General features: G+C 33.3%; 15 protein-coding genes and 1 tRNA gene. 6 read left to right on the top strand and 10 right to left on the bottom strand.

The window, feature by feature from the left end; translation table 11 throughout:
- Positions 1-17: 17 nt before the first annotated feature.
- A complete protein-coding gene (gene hutG, locus PBN93_RS04295; RefSeq protein WP_271081537.1) occupies positions 18-965 on the bottom strand; it encodes a formimidoylglutamase in 948 nt (315 codons plus the stop codon).
- Between the two features lie 133 nt (positions 966-1,098).
- On the opposite strand from hutG, the gene modA reads away from it, so the two are divergent.
- The 4 genes from modA to PBN93_RS04275 all read left to right on the top strand — a co-directional run bounded on the left by modA (position 1,099) and on the right by PBN93_RS04275 (position 4,023).
- The gene (gene modA / locus PBN93_RS04290; RefSeq protein ID WP_271081536.1) at positions 1,099-1,863 is read left to right on the top strand and encodes a molybdate ABC transporter substrate-binding protein; all 765 of its coding nucleotides are present in this window, start codon (positions 1,099-1,101) and stop codon (positions 1,861-1,863) included.
- A 79-nt stretch (positions 1,864-1,942) separates the two neighbouring features.
- The gene (locus tag PBN93_RS04285) at positions 1,943-2,698 is read left to right on the top strand and encodes an ABC transporter permease (RefSeq protein ID WP_271081535.1); all 756 of its coding nucleotides are present in this window, start codon (positions 1,943-1,945) and stop codon (positions 2,696-2,698) included.
- Between the two features lie 3 nt (positions 2,699-2,701).
- Positions 2,702-3,346, top strand: coding sequence for an ATP-binding cassette domain-containing protein (locus tag PBN93_RS04280; RefSeq protein WP_271081534.1), 645 nt, complete (start codon positions 2,702-2,704; stop codon positions 3,344-3,346).
- A 119-nt stretch (positions 3,347-3,465) separates the two neighbouring features.
- The gene (locus PBN93_RS04275; protein WP_077399189.1) at positions 3,466-4,023 is read left to right on the top strand and encodes a helix-turn-helix domain-containing protein; all 558 of its coding nucleotides are present in this window, start codon (positions 3,466-3,468) and stop codon (positions 4,021-4,023) included.
- A gap of 77 nt (positions 4,024-4,100) precedes the next feature.
- On the opposite strand, the gene PBN93_RS04270 is transcribed toward PBN93_RS04275, so the two are convergent.
- From PBN93_RS04270 to hutH, 8 genes are all read right to left on the bottom strand, one after another.
- On the bottom strand, positions 4,101-4,988 hold the full coding sequence (locus PBN93_RS04270; protein ID WP_271081533.1) for a DUF808 domain-containing protein: 888 nt from the start codon (positions 4,986-4,988) through the stop codon (positions 4,101-4,103).
- Positions 4,989-5,215: 227 nt separating this feature from the next.
- Positions 5,216-5,289: transfer RNA gene (locus PBN93_RS04265), tRNA-Asp, on the bottom strand.
- A gap of 77 nt (positions 5,290-5,366) precedes the next feature.
- The gene (locus PBN93_RS04260) at positions 5,367-6,290 is read right to left on the bottom strand and encodes a DUF58 domain-containing protein (RefSeq protein ID WP_271081532.1); all 924 of its coding nucleotides are present in this window, start codon (positions 6,288-6,290) and stop codon (positions 5,367-5,369) included.
- A 4-nt stretch (positions 6,291-6,294) separates the two neighbouring features.
- A complete protein-coding gene (locus tag PBN93_RS04255) occupies positions 6,295-8,856 on the bottom strand; it encodes a M1 family metallopeptidase (RefSeq protein ID WP_271081531.1) in 2,562 nt (853 codons plus the stop codon).
- 78 nt (positions 8,857-8,934) lie between these two features.
- Positions 8,935-9,252: a thioredoxin gene (gene trxA / locus PBN93_RS04250; RefSeq protein WP_077399177.1), complete on the bottom strand. Its 318-nt coding sequence runs from the start codon at positions 9,250-9,252 to the stop codon at positions 8,935-8,937.
- Between the two features lie 159 nt (positions 9,253-9,411).
- A complete protein-coding gene (locus tag PBN93_RS04245; RefSeq protein ID WP_271081530.1) occupies positions 9,412-11,415 on the bottom strand; it encodes a urocanate hydratase in 2,004 nt (667 codons plus the stop codon).
- A 37-nt stretch (positions 11,416-11,452) separates the two neighbouring features.
- Positions 11,453-12,691 carry an imidazolonepropionase gene (gene hutI / locus PBN93_RS04240; protein ID WP_271081529.1) on the bottom strand — a complete coding sequence of 413 codons (1,239 nt, stop codon included), beginning with the start codon at positions 12,689-12,691 and terminating at the stop codon, positions 11,453-11,455.
- A gap of 1 nt (position 12,692) precedes the next feature.
- Positions 12,693-14,273, bottom strand: coding sequence for a histidine ammonia-lyase (gene hutH / locus PBN93_RS04235; RefSeq protein WP_271081528.1), 1,581 nt, complete (start codon positions 14,271-14,273; stop codon positions 12,693-12,695).
- Positions 14,274-14,351: 78 nt separating this feature from the next.
- Between hutH and PBN93_RS04230 the strand changes: the two genes are divergently transcribed.
- Positions 14,352-15,245: a LysR family transcriptional regulator gene (locus PBN93_RS04230; RefSeq protein WP_271081527.1), complete on the top strand. Its 894-nt coding sequence runs from the start codon at positions 14,352-14,354 to the stop codon at positions 15,243-15,245.
- 75 nt (positions 15,246-15,320) lie between these two features.
- A complete protein-coding gene (locus PBN93_RS04225; protein WP_271081526.1) occupies positions 15,321-15,872 on the top strand; it encodes a nitroreductase family protein in 552 nt (183 codons plus the stop codon).
- 3 nt (positions 15,873-15,875) lie between these two features.
- Here PBN93_RS04225 and PBN93_RS04220 read toward each other — a convergent pair whose 3' ends face one another.
- Positions 15,876-16,394 (bottom strand): DUF456 domain-containing protein, encoded by a 519-nt coding sequence (locus PBN93_RS04220; RefSeq protein WP_271081525.1) that lies wholly within the window; start codon positions 16,392-16,394, stop codon positions 15,876-15,878.
- Positions 16,395-16,476: the final 82 nt, after the last annotated feature.

Here is a 16,476-nt window from a genome sequence, read left to right as displayed (position 1 = left end):
CAATTAGCCTCCTTTTTTTATGCGGTATGTATAAAGTAGTGCACCAATGAAGCAGCTAATTTGGCTGTTTGGTTGTCAATATCATATGTAGGGTTCATTTCTGCAATATCTAAACTAATGAGTTTACCCGATTTTATAATAGTTTTTAAACATTGTAGTGCAATATCAGGAGAAAAACCCATTGGTGAAGCTGCACTAACTCCAGCTGCGTAGGCAGATGAAAAACCATCTAAATCTATGGTTGTGTACACAACATCTACACTATTTATAAACCTAGAAATTTGTTTTTGTATTTTTTTGGATTGATGCAGGTTAAATTCTTCATTTTTAATAACCGTTACACCAAGTTCTTTTGCTGTTTTAAAAAGAGAAGCGTCATTGGCATCATCTCTAATTCCTAAACACAAATAATTAAATGTAGTGTGGTTTGCTTTGCAATCTTTAGCTATTTGATAAAATGGAGTACCAGAATTATTTCCATTTGTATTAGCTCTTAAATCAAAATGAGCATCAAAATTAATAATACCAATAGTTTTGTGCTTTTCAACCGCATTTAAAATGCCATTATAATGTCCGTAAGCAATATCGTGACCACCACCTAAAATAATAGGAAAAGTATTGTTTTCTAGTAAAGTAGTAACCTTATTAGCTAAAGTTTGTTGGGCTAGTTCCATATCATTATCAACACAAAAAACAGTACCAACATCTAAAAGCTGAGTTTCTTTTTTTAAATGATTTGGCATTTTAGCCAATTGCCTTATAATAGCCTCTGGACCAGTAACAGCGCCAACTCTCCCTTGGTTACGTTTTACACCTTCGTCACAAGCATAACTTAAAATAGCAAAAGTTTTTAAGTGCCCTTTTTGTAATTTGTCTGTACAAATTACCTTCTCGTGCAAATACAATTTTTCTTGTGAGCTTCTGCCTTTCCATAAAGAGCTTTCAGGTTTTTTAAAGTTGTTCATACTGCAAATTTATACCTCAAAAATAAACTGTTATTTTAGTTTTTAATCTTCAAATTAAATAAAAAAGAGATTAGAACAGGAAATACTATTGTTTTGGAGTAAAACTTTTAATTTAGTAGTTTAATTATAATTCATGAAGTATAGCGGTACGGGTAAAATAATTGGTTTTATAGTCTTACTATTTTTATTGATAGGGTGTAAAAGTAAACAAGAACCTAAAACGCTTTTAGTGTATTGTGCAGCTGTAGTTAAACCTGCTTTAGAAGAAATAGCAGAGGTTTATTACCACAAAACAGGTGTGCAATTAGATTTGCAATATGGAGGTTCTGGTACATTATTAGCAAATATTAGGATTGCCAAGCAAGGAGATTTGTACTTGTCTGCAGATGCAAGTTATATGAAACAGGCTATAACATATAATTTAGTAGAGCAAAGCAAACCAATTGTAGCTATAGCTCCTGTTTTAGCGGTTAGGTCTAATAATCCAAAAAAAATTAAAGCTGTTAGTGATGTTTGTAAAACAGGTATTAGGTTTGGTGTTGCTAACCCAGAAGCAGCTTCAGTAGGCGCGGTAACTAAAAAACTGTTGCAGGAATCCGGTAACTGGGAGGCTGTTAAAAAATGTATTTATGTACAAATGCCAACAGTGTCTGATGTTGCTAACGCTATTAAACTAAATACAATAGATGCTGGTGTTATTTGGAATGTAACCGCCAATCAATATAAAGAAATAGATATTGTAAAGGTAGATGACTTTAATACATATAAAGATTATACGTCTATAGCTGTTTTAAAATGGTCTAAACAACCCAATGAAGCATTAAAATTTACAAATTTTTTGTTAAGTGATTCTAACAGTATTAATGTATTTAAAAAGTTAGGGTATAAAATGTACTAATATACACGTAGTTATCAAAAAGGAAGAGCAACATATAAAACAGCATAAGGTTAGGTCTAACATACCATTTTATTTGGTAATGGGTATTGTAGCATCTACATATATAGTTTTAATATTAGCAATGGTGTTGGCAGATTTTTTTTACACAACACCCAATCATATTTTTAAGGCTTTAGCTAGTAAAGAAATACAGTATGCTATAAAATTAAGCTTGCTAAGCAGCACAATTACAATGTTGTTAAGCGTTATAGTGGCTATACCAATTGGCTATTTTATGGCGCGTTATAATTTTAAATTTAAAAAAATTATAGATGCTATTTTAGATATACCTATAGTGTTACCACCACTAGTAGTTGGTTTAAGTTTGCTATTACTTTTTCAGACAACATTTGGGCAGTTTATAGAGAGTCATTTAAGAATAACCTATACTGTGTACAGTGTTGTAATAGCACAATTTATGGTTGCTTGTGCCTTTGCTGTACGTACAATGTATGTTACGTTTTCGCAAATTAATAATAGACAAGAACAGGTTGCATTAACTTTGGGCTGTAACCAGAGACAGTCTTTTTTTTATATTTTACTACCACAAGCTAAAAGCGGAATTTTAACTGCGGCATCCTTGGCTTGGTCTAGAGCTTTAGGAGAGTTTGGACCTATATTAATTTTTGCAGGTGCTACTAGAATGCGAACTGAAGTATTGCCAACTACAGTGTTTTTAGAAATGTCTGTTGGTAATATAGAGGCTGCAGTGGCGGTGTCTTTAATAATGATTGCATCTGGCTTTTTGGTATTGCTAGTGGTTAGACTGTACGGAACTAAAAAACAAACCTTTTAGCCTATGTTGCATTGTGTAGATTTAGAAATAGAGCAAGGTCCTTTTAGCTTGTGTAATATTAGCTTTAAGGTTGATAAAGGTGAGTATTTGGTACTAATGGGTAAAACAGGTAGTGGAAAAACAACGCTTATTGAAGCAATTTGTGGATTAAGAAAAGTTAAAAACGGACAAGTATTACTAAACTCAGCTAATATTACAAATACTGCTCCTGGGCAAAGGCAAATTGGTTATGTGCCACAAGACGGAGCTTTATTTACCACTATGACTGTGGCAGAAAATATTGAATTTGCTTTAAAAATACGCAATTGGCCCAAGGGTAAAATTAACCAACGAGTACAAGAATTAGCTGCGTTGTTAGGTATAGAGCATTTATTAAAAAGAACCACACATAACCTAAGTGGTGGAGAAAAACAACGTGTAGCCCTTGGTAGGGCCTTGAGCTTTTATCCGGAAATATTGTGTTTAGACGAGCCATTAAGCGCGTTAGACCAAGTAACAAAGGCCGAAATTATTACATTGCTTAAAAATTTAAGTCAAAAGTTACAAGTGGCAATTATACATATATCTCACTCAGAGTATGAAGCTAAAAAACTAGCAACTAGTATTTTAAGTTTAAAAGACGGTATTTTAGAGAAGGTTAGTTTGTAGACTGTTTTTATTTTGTTAAATAAAACCCTAGCTGTAATATTTATACTATAAATAAATAATCCTTATTTTTGAGGTACATAAACTGTAGATAGTCATACTATTACACTAACCAATTATTTATGGATGACATTTTGATTAACATTGGCAGACAGCTAAAGCTGGCTCGCCAAAAAAGAAACTTGACCTTGCAGCAAGTTGCCAAGAGAACGGGCGTAAGTGCAGGATTAATTTCAAAGATAGAGAACCTTAGGACAACTCCATCTTTACCTGTTTTGCTTAAAATTATGCAAACTTTACAAATTGAGTTGTCTGAGTTAGAACTTTCGTCGAGTATAGATGGCGACTATATCCTTATAAAAAAGGGTACTGGCGTTAAAGAAGACAGAGAGGATTCTGAACAACTAGAGTACACGCATTTATTATCTAATACCTCTAAAGGAGAAAGTATACGTGTGTATTTAATTACAGTACAGCCACACGCGGTAAGAAAACCTATTTCTACTAATGCAAATGAGCTTGTTTATGTATTAAGTGGTTCGCCAACATATACGTTAAAAGGCAATGAGATCACATTAGATCAAGGAGATTTACTGTTTTTTGATGGAACAGTGGCGCACGGAATATCTAATAAATTTAGTGAGTCGGCAGTATTATTAAAAATATATTTACTACATTAAATAGCTACAAGCTTAAAAAAACAAAAACCTTCAGTTAACTACTGAAGGTTTTTTTTATGCGGTAAAGAGTCTGTGGTCTAGTGCTCTTTTTTCTTTTTTCCAAAAATCTTTTTAAATAAACCTATAATTGGTAATGTTAATAGCCCAATTACCAGACCTAAGAGAAATTCTTTTAACATAGCAGGTAGTGGAATATCTTCAATTAGGTGATGTAAAAACTCTATGTTGTGTGCAAATACACCACCAGCAACAGAAAGTAGTGCAAGTGTACCAACAACAGCTAAAAATTTAATAACCCAAGGTAAAGCGTTTACTAGCAGTCTGCCTGCCTTATCAGAAAAACTATTGTCTTGTTCATTAAGGTTAATTAGTTTTAGGCCAAATTCATCCATTCTAACAATTAAGGCAACAATACCATAAACACCAACAGTGGCAATAATGGCAATTACTGTTACCACCATTATTTGTGTTGTTATTGGTTGGTCTGTAACTGTGCCTAAAGCAATAATTACAATTTCTACAGAAAGTATAAAATCTGTAAATATTGCCGATTTTATGCGTCCTTTTTCAAGTTTTTGTAACTCTTCAATAGTAATGTCTTCATCTAAAAGCTCATTACTCTCGTGTTTATGACCTGCTAAAAACTCGTAAATTTTTTCTGCGCCCTCATAGGCCAAATACAATCCTCCTAAAACAAGTATAATAGTTACTGCAACGGGTATAAAAGCACTTAATAAAAATGCAAAGGGCAGTATAATAAGTTTGTTTAAAAAAGATCCTTTTGTAATTGCCCATAGTACAGGTAATTCTCTGTCTGATATAAACCCTGAAGCCTTTTCTGCATTTACCGCTAAATCGTCTCCAAGTATACCTGCTGTCTTTTTAGCTGCAACTTTACTCATTACAGCAACGTCATCCATAAGCGCTGCTATATCATCTAATAATGCAAAAAAACCTGATGCCATATATGTCTATCTTTTTTTAAAGTTTAAAAATATACTTTTTCTTTAAACTGATGAAGTCACAAATATAAATGATTAAAACAAAGTTGATTTTGAAAAGGTGTTTTACGATTCAGATTTTTATACAATTAGAAGATATAAAAATCTGATGGTTTCATTTTTTAGTTCAATTTTCACTTTCAAAAAGGTATAAAACCAAAAAAACCTTCAACAAATGTTGAAGGTTTTTGCGGTCTGGACGGGACTCGAACCCGCGACCCCCTGCGTGACAGGCAGGTATTCTAACCAACTGAACTACCAGACCGTGGCGTTTAGCGGTTGCAAATATACAGAGGTTATTTGGTTCCACAAAACTTTTTGAAAGAATTTTTAAATTTTTTTTTAAAATTTTTGTCGCTCTACCATATACGTGTTAAAAACTGAGGCAAAATTTTGGGCAATATCTACAGCCACGTATTTTATCTTGTATTGTGCGCATTTTAATTTGATGTCTGACAGATAAGAAGTTAGCTCTTTTTGGTATGCTTCTTTTACATTTTCTGCATACAAATCTATGTGCTGATTGGTCTCTACATCTACAAAACGCTTAGGTGCATCATCAAAATTAAAAAAATGTTCTTTTTCTTTATCAAGGAGATGAAAAAGTACAACTTCGTGTTTATTATATTTTAAATGTTGTAATGCCTCAAACAATTTTATGTCCTCTTCTTCGGTCTGAAACATATCAGTAAACAAAAACACCAGACTACGCCTGTGCATTTTTTCTGCTATTTGGTGTAAATAAGTATATGTTTTTGTTTTTTGAGCCGGATTTTTATCAGTTACTACTTCACTCAACTTTGCTAAAAGCATTTGGTGGTGTCGTTCGCTACTTTTTTCAGAGGAATAAAAATTATAAGCATCAGAATAAATACTTAAACCAACAGCGTCTCTCTGTTTTTTTAAAATATTCATTAAACCTGCAATAGCTAAAACCCCAAAACCTATTTTGTTAAGGTTGCTTACATCTAGTTTTTTTACTTTAGGATAATACATAGAGGCCGAATTGTCTAAGATCATATGACACCTTAAATTAGTTTCTTCCTCATATCTTTTAGTATATAGCTTATCTGTTTTTGCAAAAAGTTTCCAATCTATATGTTTTGTGCTTTCTCCTTTGTTGTAAATTTTATGCTCTGCAAATTCTGCAGAAAACCCGTGAAACGGACTTTTATGAATTCCGCTAATAAAACCTTCTACTACCTGCTTGGCTAAAAGCTCTAAGTTTAATAATGGTTGCGCATTTAAATTGTCCTTAATGTTCATAAACCTACTTTTTTATAGTTTGCGCTCTTTCTAAATTATCTGTAGTTTGCAATAGTTTTTTTAGTAGAATAGGGTTAAAGTTAGGATTTTTGCTTAAAAAATCTTCACGTATTTGGTAAGCATCTTTAGAGCTGTATTTACCAATACAACTTGCCAACCAGTTTTTTGGAAAAAAAATATCTCCTGTAAGTTGCACCTCTTCTAACTTTTGTAAACATTTTGTCAAATGCTTTTTACTTTCATTTTGGCGTAGCGGATGGTGAATGTAACTTAGTGCTGTTGTAACCCAAGATTCTTTTTCTCTGTTTTTGGCATCAAATAAAGAAACCATAAAAGCATCTCTTTGCTCTACATTGTTACTTATAGATGGTTGTAGCCATATAAATTTTGCAAGTTTATCTGGGTTGCTAATACGCTTTTCTTGTTCTTTTAAAATTTCTGTAGTCTTTGGGTGTTTTTTTATCGCTAATTCGCTAGCAATACTTGTGTAATCATCTTCGTTTAAAAATAATTGAGGTACGCTCATCTCTTTTGTCCAAATAGCATATAAATTAGCTGTTGCTTTGTTTGATGTTGCAATGGATTTATAAAGATTAAAAATAGTTTTTTTAAATGCCTTTGGTTTAGAGCTGTTTAATAATGAAAACAACTTATTTTCTGTTGTAGTCTGAATTTTTTCTTTTTGTTTTACTGATAAAAATTTCCAGTAAATATCTCTGGTTCTTCCTGTAATATAATTTAAAACAAGCTCATTTTTTTCTGATGCTACTCCGTCTAAAAACACATTAAAAGCATCTAAAGCTGGTACCTGATTATTTAAAAACACTTCATATAAATTTATATAGCTGTAACCACGAGCGGTTGCATCGTTAATTTCTTTTATTTTAGAAATATGAGCAACATTAACCGGAAAAACGCCATATCCAAAACCATTAGCGTTGTATATAATTTGCTCGGGCTTTGCAAGTCCTATAGTTTCTTTTAATTGAAGGTTTTTGCCATTTATTGCTGCATTTATAGTTTTTATACTGTCTTTATATACAAGTTGTATAGCAAAAGATTGTGGCCATATTTTATCTGTACCATCTTCTGCTTTTTGCGTAATTGTAAAACTGGTTATTTTGTTATCCTTATAGGTAATATTATCTCTAAAAACTGGTCTTCCAGGTTGGTTTACCCATACATTAGACCATTGTTTAATATCTACATCAGATTTTTTATCTAAAATAGACACTAAATCGTTCCAATCTGCATTGTCATTTGCATACGTTTTTATATACTCTTGCATTCCCTCTTTAAAAGCATCTTTTCCTAATACGGCTTCTAATTGCTGCATCATTATTGGTGCTTTGTTATAAATAATACGACCGTATAAAGAGCCTGCATTTTTTAAATTGCCTAAATGTTGTTTAATAGGATTGGTGCCTTTAGTACGATCTTCAGAATATGCACTAGGGTAGTGGGTCATCATAAATTTTAATTGATGATCTATATCTGGAAAAAGCGGATTCATTATTTTATCTGCCATAAAATTGGCAAACACTTCTTTTAGCCAAACATCATCAAACCATTGCATAGTAACCAAATCTCCAAACCACATATGAGATGTTTCATGAGCTATTAACTTAGCACGAGATAATTTTTGGTTTTGCGTAGCATTCTTATCTAAAAACAAAGAGGATTCTCTGTACTGTATTGCACCTACGTGTTCCATACCTCCATATTGAAAAGGCGGAATACTAGCAAAGTCCATTTTCTGAAAAGGAAAATCATAGTTGGTATAATCTACTAAAAAATCTAAAGACTGTTGGTGAATGTTAAAAACTTCATTCGTACTCTCTGCAATTTTTTCTTTATTATTTTCTCTGTATAAAAAGCGCATATCAAAAGCACCAGGGTTTTTTACTTCTTCAGAAAATTTACCAGCAACAAATGAAAACAAGTAGGTACTCATTTTATCTGTTGTATTAAAAATATGGGTAGTGTACTCTTCTTTTTCTATTTGTTCTTTTTCAGTGCCACCACAAAGTACTTTCCAATCTTTAGGAGCAGTAATGGTTAAGTCGTAAGTTGCTTTTAAATTAGGTTGGTCTAAGCAAGGAAATAAGGTGCTAGCTCTGTCTGGCACCAGTAATGTGTATAAAAACTCTTTATTTCTGTTTAGTGATAACTCGCCTGCATTAAAGGAAATTTCAATTTTATTTTCTCCTAATATTAATGCATTTTTATCTATAATTAAATGCTCGTTGGAGTGGTTAATAGGTGTGCTTTTACCATTTACGCTAAGTGTTTTTAAATGGTCTTTATTTTCGTTAAAATCTAAAATAAGATTGTATTGTAAGTCGGTAATATTTACAGTAAGAGTTAAAGTGGTTGGTATGGGATCTTCTATGTTTTTAGGTATTGAAAAATTTAGATTATACTGTAAATCCTTAATTTGTTTTTTTCTGTAATTCGCAAGATTCAAAGAAATTCCTTTTTCAACTAGTAAAGGTTTAATTTCTTTTTTTTGAGAACAACCAATTAAGGTTAAAACTAGTAAAGCAAGGAGTGTATTTTTTTTCATAAATAATAGAGGTAAGTAGTAAAAATAAAAAAGGGTTTGACAAACGCCAAACCCTTTTTTATAATTGTAAGCTGTAGACTATAATAATGCGTCTATAGCATCTGTATATACTTGTTTTGGAGAAACACCAACTTGTCTGCTAACCATTTCACCATCTTTAAAAACTAATACCGTTGGTATGTTACGTACACCGTATTTAGCAGCAAATTCCTGGTTTGCATCAACGTCTACTTTACCAACAACAGCTTTTCCTTCGTACTCAGAACTAACTTCGTCAATAATAGGACCAACCATTCTACATGGACCACACCAAGCCGCCCAAAAATCTACAACAACTGGTTTGTCACTTTTTAAAACAACTTCATCAAAAGTTGCGTCTGTTATTTCTAATGCCATAATTTTATTTTTTAATATTATACAAAGTTAGTCAAATAAATTCCTATTTCCTTAACAACGTACTATACCTATTATCTATTGCTCTATTAATTATTTTTATAACAATTAGTAAGGGTTGTTGTTATTTTTAATGTTTTAAAATTAATTGTAATTCTACGCCTAAGCAAATAAATTATCTAATAATTGCTCGTTAACAAGTTTAGGAACAGTAACTTTTAGTTCTGGGGTTCTTTTCATTTCTCTTTCTATAGCAAAAATAGCCTCTTTATTACGTGCCCAGCTTCGTCTAGATATACCGTTATTTACATCGTAAAAAAGCATATTTTTTAACTTTTTAGAGGCTTCTACAGAACCATCTAGTACCATACCAAAACCGCCATTTATGACTTCTCCCCAACCTACGCCCCCACCATTGTGTATAGATACCCAAGTTGCGCCTCTAAAACTATCGCCAATTACATTATGTATAGCCATATCTGCGGTAAATTTACTACCATCATATATATTACTAGTTTCTCTAAACGGAGAATCTGTGCCACTAACATCATGGTGGTCTCTACCAAGTACAACCGGAGCAGAAAGTTCTCCTGTTTTAATGGCTTGGTTAAACGCTTCTGCAATTTTAGCTCTACCTTCTGCGTCTGCATATAAAATACGTGCTTGTGAGCCTACAACCAGTTTGTTTTGCTCTGCTTCTCTAATCCAAGTAATATTGTCTTGCATTTGTTGCTGAATTTCTTCTGGAGCGGTAGCCTTAATTTCTTCCATTACGCGCAAAGCAATAGCATCTGTTTTTTGTAAATCTTCAGGTTTACCAGAAGAACATACCCAGCGGAAAGGACCAAAACCATAATCAAAACACATAGGTCCTAATATATCTTGTACATAAGATGGGTACTTAAAATCTATATTGTTTTCTGCCATAACATCGCCGCCTGCACGCGATGCTTCAAGTAAAAAGGCATTGCCATAATCAAAAAAGTAAGTACCATTTGCTGTATGCTTATTAATTGCAGCTACCTGTCTTTTTAAAGATTCTTGTACTTTTTGCTTAAAAGCATCAGGATTGGTACTCATTAACTCATTAGATTCTTCAAAAGAAATACCTGCAGGGTAATAACCACCTGCCCAAGGGTTGTGTAAAGATGTTTGATCTGACCCTAAATGAATAAAAATATTTTCATCATAAAAACGTTCCCAAACTTCTACAATATTTCCAATGTAAGCAATAGAAACAACCTCTTTATTCTCTTGTGCTTTTTTAGTTCTATCAACTAAATCGTCAATAGAGTCAATTAAAACGTCTACCCAACCTTGCGAGTGTCTTTTGGTGGCAGCGGCGGCATTAACCTCTGCACAAATAGTAATGCAACCCGCAATATTACCAGCCTTTGGTTGTGCACCACTCATACCGCCCAAACCAGCAGTTAAAAATATTTTTCCAGATGGTGTTTCATTAGGTTGCAGTACCTTTCTAAAGGCATTCATAACTGTAATTGTGGTTCCGTGTACAATACCTTGTGGGCCAATGTACATATAAGAACCAGCTGTCATTTGTCCGTATTGTGTTACACCAAGTGCATTGTATTTTTCCCAATCATCTGGTTTAGAGTAGTTAGGGATCATCATACCATTACTAACAACAACTCTAGGTGCATCTTTGGTAGAAGGGAAAAGTCCCATTGGATGACCAGAATAGATATGCAGCGTTTGCTCCTCTGTCATTGTTGCTAAATACTGCATGGTTAGCAAGTATTGTGCCCAATTTTGAAAAACAGCACCATTACCACCATAGGTAATAAGTTCCTCTGGATGTTGTGCAACTGCAGGATCTAAGTTATTCATAATCATTAACTGTAATGCAGCAGCTTGTGGTGTTTTTGCTGGATATTCTGATATTGGTCTTGCGTATATTTTATAGTCTGGCTTAAACCGAAACATATAAATACGTCCATAATTTTGTAATTCACTCGCAAACTCTTTTGATAATTCTGCGTGCCAAGCAACAGGAAAATAACGCAATGCATTTTTTAGAGCTAACTTTTTTTTGTCTAAAGAAAGAATATCTTTTCTTTTTGGAGCGTGGTTAGCGTTGGCTTTATATACTTTTTTAGCAGGTAAATTTGCTGGTATACCTTGCAGAATTTGAGATTTAAAATCCATTTTTTATATGTTATAATGAAGCTAAATATGTTGTTTTTTAGGCTATTTTAGATCCTTTTTTCCAAACCATGCTTGGTTTTAATTGTCCCTGTTGGTATAAAATTTCTTTATAGTTTGCTGTTGGAAAAGCAATAAAATCTGCCATAAAGCCATTTTCTAACGTGCCTCTATCCTTAAGGTCTAAAGCAGCAGCAGCCCTAAAAGTAATGCCAGACAACACCTCTGCATTACTCAGTTTTTGAAAAGTTCCTAAGATTGAAGCTTGGGTAAGTAAATCTCCCATAGGAGCAGAACCTGGGTTATGGTCACTGGCAATAGCTACTGAACCGCCAGCATCTAATAATTTACGGGCTGGTGTAAAAGCACAACCTAAACCAATACTTGCTCCAGGTAAAGCTGTAGCAATAACATTGCTTTTTGCTAAAATATGTATTTCTTCTGCAGTGCTTGCTTCTAAATGGTCTGCACTTATAGCATTAAAATCTACAGCCACTTTGCTACCACCTGTAGAAAACTGATCTGCATGTACTGTAATTGTAAACCCCATTTCCTTTGCTTTTTTAAAGTAAGGTGCAATTACTTCTGCTGTAAAAGCACCTTCTTCAATAAAAGCATCAATTCTGGTTGTTAAACGTTCTTCTTTTAAAAGGGGGAAAAGGGAGATGCTTATTTCTTCTAAATACTCAGTTGCTGTACCAGAGTAATCTTTAGGGTGCATATGCGCAGCCAAGCAAGTAGAGATTAAATCGGCTTTAATTTTGTTATTTACATTTTTTATAGCGCGTAGCATTTTAAGTTCTTCGTAAACCGATAAACCGTAGCCACTTTTAACTTCTATAGTTGTTACACCATTTTTTAAATGTTTATTTGCTCTTTTAGTAATACCTTCTTCTAGCTCTAAAATACTAGCTTTTCTGGTTTGTGTTACTGTGTCCCAAATGCCACCACCAGCTTTGGAAATTTCTAAGTAGGTTTTGCCTGCATTACGCATGGCATAATCATTAGCTCTAGAGCCACCATAACAAATGTGGGTGTGTGAGTCTATAAAACCAGGCATACAAACATTATTACCTATAACTTCTTCAAGTAAGGTATTTTTAATGTCTATTTGTTTTAGCAAATCTTTGTATAAACCAACAGCAACTACAGTATTGTTTTCAACTATAATACCACCATTTTCTATAACTACAAGTTCTTCATCTTTAACAGCACCTTTAATGGCAATGCCTGTCATTGGTAATAGTTGTGTAAAAGGGCCAATAAGTTTTTGTTTCATATTAGTAGTTTTCAAATTCGTTAGCAAATGGAATCTCCATTTCTAAATTTTCTCGTTCTTTTACCTCTTCAATAGCATTTAAAATGGTTTGGTTTTGTATCATATCTATTCCTGCTTCAATATCGGTAGCAAACACACGATCTTTATCTGCAAAGGCAACTTTTTCTCTAATTTTTTTATGTACTTCTTCTAAAAATAAACCTGATTTAAGTGGTTTTCTAAATTCAAAAGCTTGTGCAGCAGTTAGCATTTCTATGGCTAATATTTTCTCTACATTGCCAATAACTTGTAGTGCTTTGCGTCCTCCAATAGATCCCATGCTTACGTGGTCTTCTTGCCCTAAAGACGTCGGTATACTATCTGCACTAGAAGGAAAACAAAGACCTTTATTTTCACTAGCTAAGGCAGCAGTAGTATATTGCAAAATCATATAACCAGAGTTAATTCCGGTTTCATCCATTAATAATTTAGGCACGCCAGGGCTATTACCTTCTAGGGCTAAATATATTCTTCGGTCAGATATGTTACCCACCTCAGAAGCAGCCAAACACGCATAATCTAATGCCATTGCTAAAGGCTGACCGTGAAAACTACCACCACTAATTGTTAGTTGTTCATCTATAATAATAGGGTTATCTGTAACCGAATTTAACTCAATCTCTAACAATTCTTTTAAATGCAACCACGCATTTCTAGATGCGCCGTGTACTTGTGGTATACAACGTAACGAGTAAGGATCTTGCACACGATCACAGTTTGCGTGATCTTCCATAATTTCTGACCCTTTTAACAAACGTTTTACTTTTTTAGCAACATATAAATTACCTTTAAATGGGCGTAATGCGTGCAGTTCATTATAAAAAGGTTTAATAGAGCCTTGTAACCCTTCAATCATCATTGCACCAATAATATCTGCTTGCGCAAGGCAACTTTGTAATTTCTCTACCACTTTTACGGCGTGTGCGGCAATAAATTGTGTGCCGTTAATTAGCGCTAAACCTTCTTTAGGACCTAGGTTTATGCTTTGCATTTCTGTTTTATCAAACAAAGATGAGGTCTCCATAATCTCACCCTTATAATCAACCTTACCCAAACCAATTAATGGTAAAAACAAATGAGACAGTGGAGCCAAATCACCAGAGGCACCTACAGAACCTTGAGCTGGCACAACAGGAATAGCATCAGTATTTATATGCCATAAAATACGATCTAAAGTTGCTTCTGCAATACCAGAATATCCTTGTGCTAGACTATTCATTTTTAAGATAAGCATAAGTTTAGCAATCTCTTTATCTATTGGTTCTCCTACACCAACACTATGACTTTTTAAAATATTAGACTGTAATATTTTTGTTTCTTCTTTAGATATTTTAGTAGTACATAAAGGTCCAAATCCTGTGTTTATCCCATAAACAGGATCTCCTTTTTCTACAATGTTAGCAACAGTTTTACTACTGTTTCTTATTTTAATACGAGAAAAATCTGAAATTAAACCTTTGGTTTTGCCTCTAGCAATAGAAAGTGCAATACCTGCGGTTAGGTGGTCTTCTCCAAAATTAAAGGTTTTAGGTGCGTTACGCATAGCATATATTTTAATACTATAAAATTATTGATTATGTTTGATGATTACCAATATCATATTTATCAATAATTAATAACTATGAGTTATCAAATAGAATTGCGTCATTTTCATTATTTTTTAGCTGTTGCAGAGGAGTTGCACTTTAGAAAAGCAGCAGAGCGTTTATTTATATCGCAACCCGGATTAAGTAGACAAATAAAACAAATGGAAGAAATTTTAGAAACACAACTTTTTATTAGAAATAAAAAAAAGGTGACCTTAACAGCAGCAGGTGTTTACTTAAAAGATGAAATAGAGTTTATTTTAAATCATTTAGAGTTAACAAAACGACATATAAAGTTGGTAAGTCAGGGTAAGTTTGGTGAGCTTAATATTGGTTTTTTAGGCTCTGCTATGCAAACTGTAATTCCGGATTTGTTATTAAAATTGAAAGATGCTTTTCCTGAAATTAATACAAGTTTAGAAGAACTCTCTAATAACGCACAGTTAAATGCCGTTTTAAAAGACGGTTTGGATATTGGTTTTGTACGTATGGTTAGGGTGCCAAAAGGTTTGTGTATTAAACCAGTATTTAATGATACATTTTCTGTGGTTGTCCCAGCAAACCATAATATTACAGCAGCTAATTTTAAAGGAATGAAACAGTTTGAAAGAGAAAATTTTATTCTGTTTTCACAAGATTACAGTCCGTTATATTATGATACGGTAATGAGTATTTGTGAAGATGCTGGTTTTACACCAAAGGTTTCTCATAAGTCTGTACACGCGCAAACTATTTTTACATTGGTAGAAAACAATTTGGGAGTTGCCATTGTACCTACATCTTTGCAGCAAGGTTTTAATATGAGTGTAAAATTTATAGAACTAAAAAAAATACCGCAGCGAGCCGTATTATCTGTTATTTGGAAAGAAGACAATAGAAATCCGGTTTTAAAACATTGTATGCAGTTGTTGTTGGGTGATGAAAAATAACACTAAACAATTAACAGATACTTTTAAAACGTACATTACCATAAGCTATATCTTTGTAAAACTTAAAGTTAAATTATGATTTTTGATATAATAAAGAAGAGGAGATCTGTGTTTCCTGCGCAATACAATAGCAAACCAATAGCTAAAGAATTAATTGAAAAAGTTTTGGAGGCAGGTAATTGGGCACCATCTCACAAAAAAACTGAACCTTGGCGTTTTAAAGTAATACAGGGTGAAACCAGAGCAAAACTAGGAATGTTTTTGTCTTTAAAGTATATGGAAAACGACCCAAATCCAAAGAAATTTAAGGTAGAAAAACTAATAAACAATCCGCAAAAGGCAGGAGCAATAATAGCTATTTGTATGCAGAGAGACCCTAACGAGTCTGTGCCAGAATGGGAAGAAGTTGCGGCAACGGCAATGGCAGTACAAAATATGTGGCTTATGTGTACAGATTTAGGTATTGGTAGTTATTGGAGTTCTCCTGGCTTAATAAAACATATGGGCGAATTTTTTGCAATGGAAGAAGGAGAAACTTGTTTGGGTTTCTTTTATATGGGTTACACAGATGATGAACTTCCTGAAGCAACTAGAGGTGCTGTTGAAGATAAAACAACTTGGCTGTAGGTTTTAATTATAAAAAAACGGAAACAACTCTTCACTGTATTCCCATACTTTAGATACAAATAAACCAAGGTAAACTATAGCAACAATAAATTTTAAAAAAGTACCCGTTAAAAAACCAATAAAGGAACCAAAAGCAGCTTTTAAAGCTGTTTTTTGGTCGGCTTTATTTAAAAGCTCACCTACTAAAGCACCAACAAAAGGCCAAACTACAATTCCAAATACTCCAAGTACAGGAAAAAATACAGCTACTAATAGGCCAATAGTTGTTCCTATCATACCAGCTTTTGTGCCTCCAAATTTTTTAGTTCCAATTGCGGGAATAATATAATCTAATGCAAAAACTATTAGAGCTACAGCTAAAGTTATACCAAGAAAAACCCAATCGTTAGGTATAGCTTTGGTTAAATAAAGTACTAATAAGCCCAACCAGCTAATTGGAGGCCCAGGTAGTACTGGTAAAAAACTCCCTATAATACCAGTTAGTATTAGAACAAAACCAATTATTAAAAGCGCTATATCCATACAACAGTTTACTTGTTTGACGAAGATAACAACAATTTGTTACAAATTTTATACCTAAAAAATTAGTTTAAACTAAAATATT

Source organism: Cellulophaga omnivescoria, assembly GCF_027915275.1.
Lineage (GTDB): Bacteria > Bacteroidota > Bacteroidia > Flavobacteriales > Flavobacteriaceae > Cellulophaga > Cellulophaga omnivescoria.
This window is presented reverse-complemented; position numbering and strand designations above follow the sequence as displayed.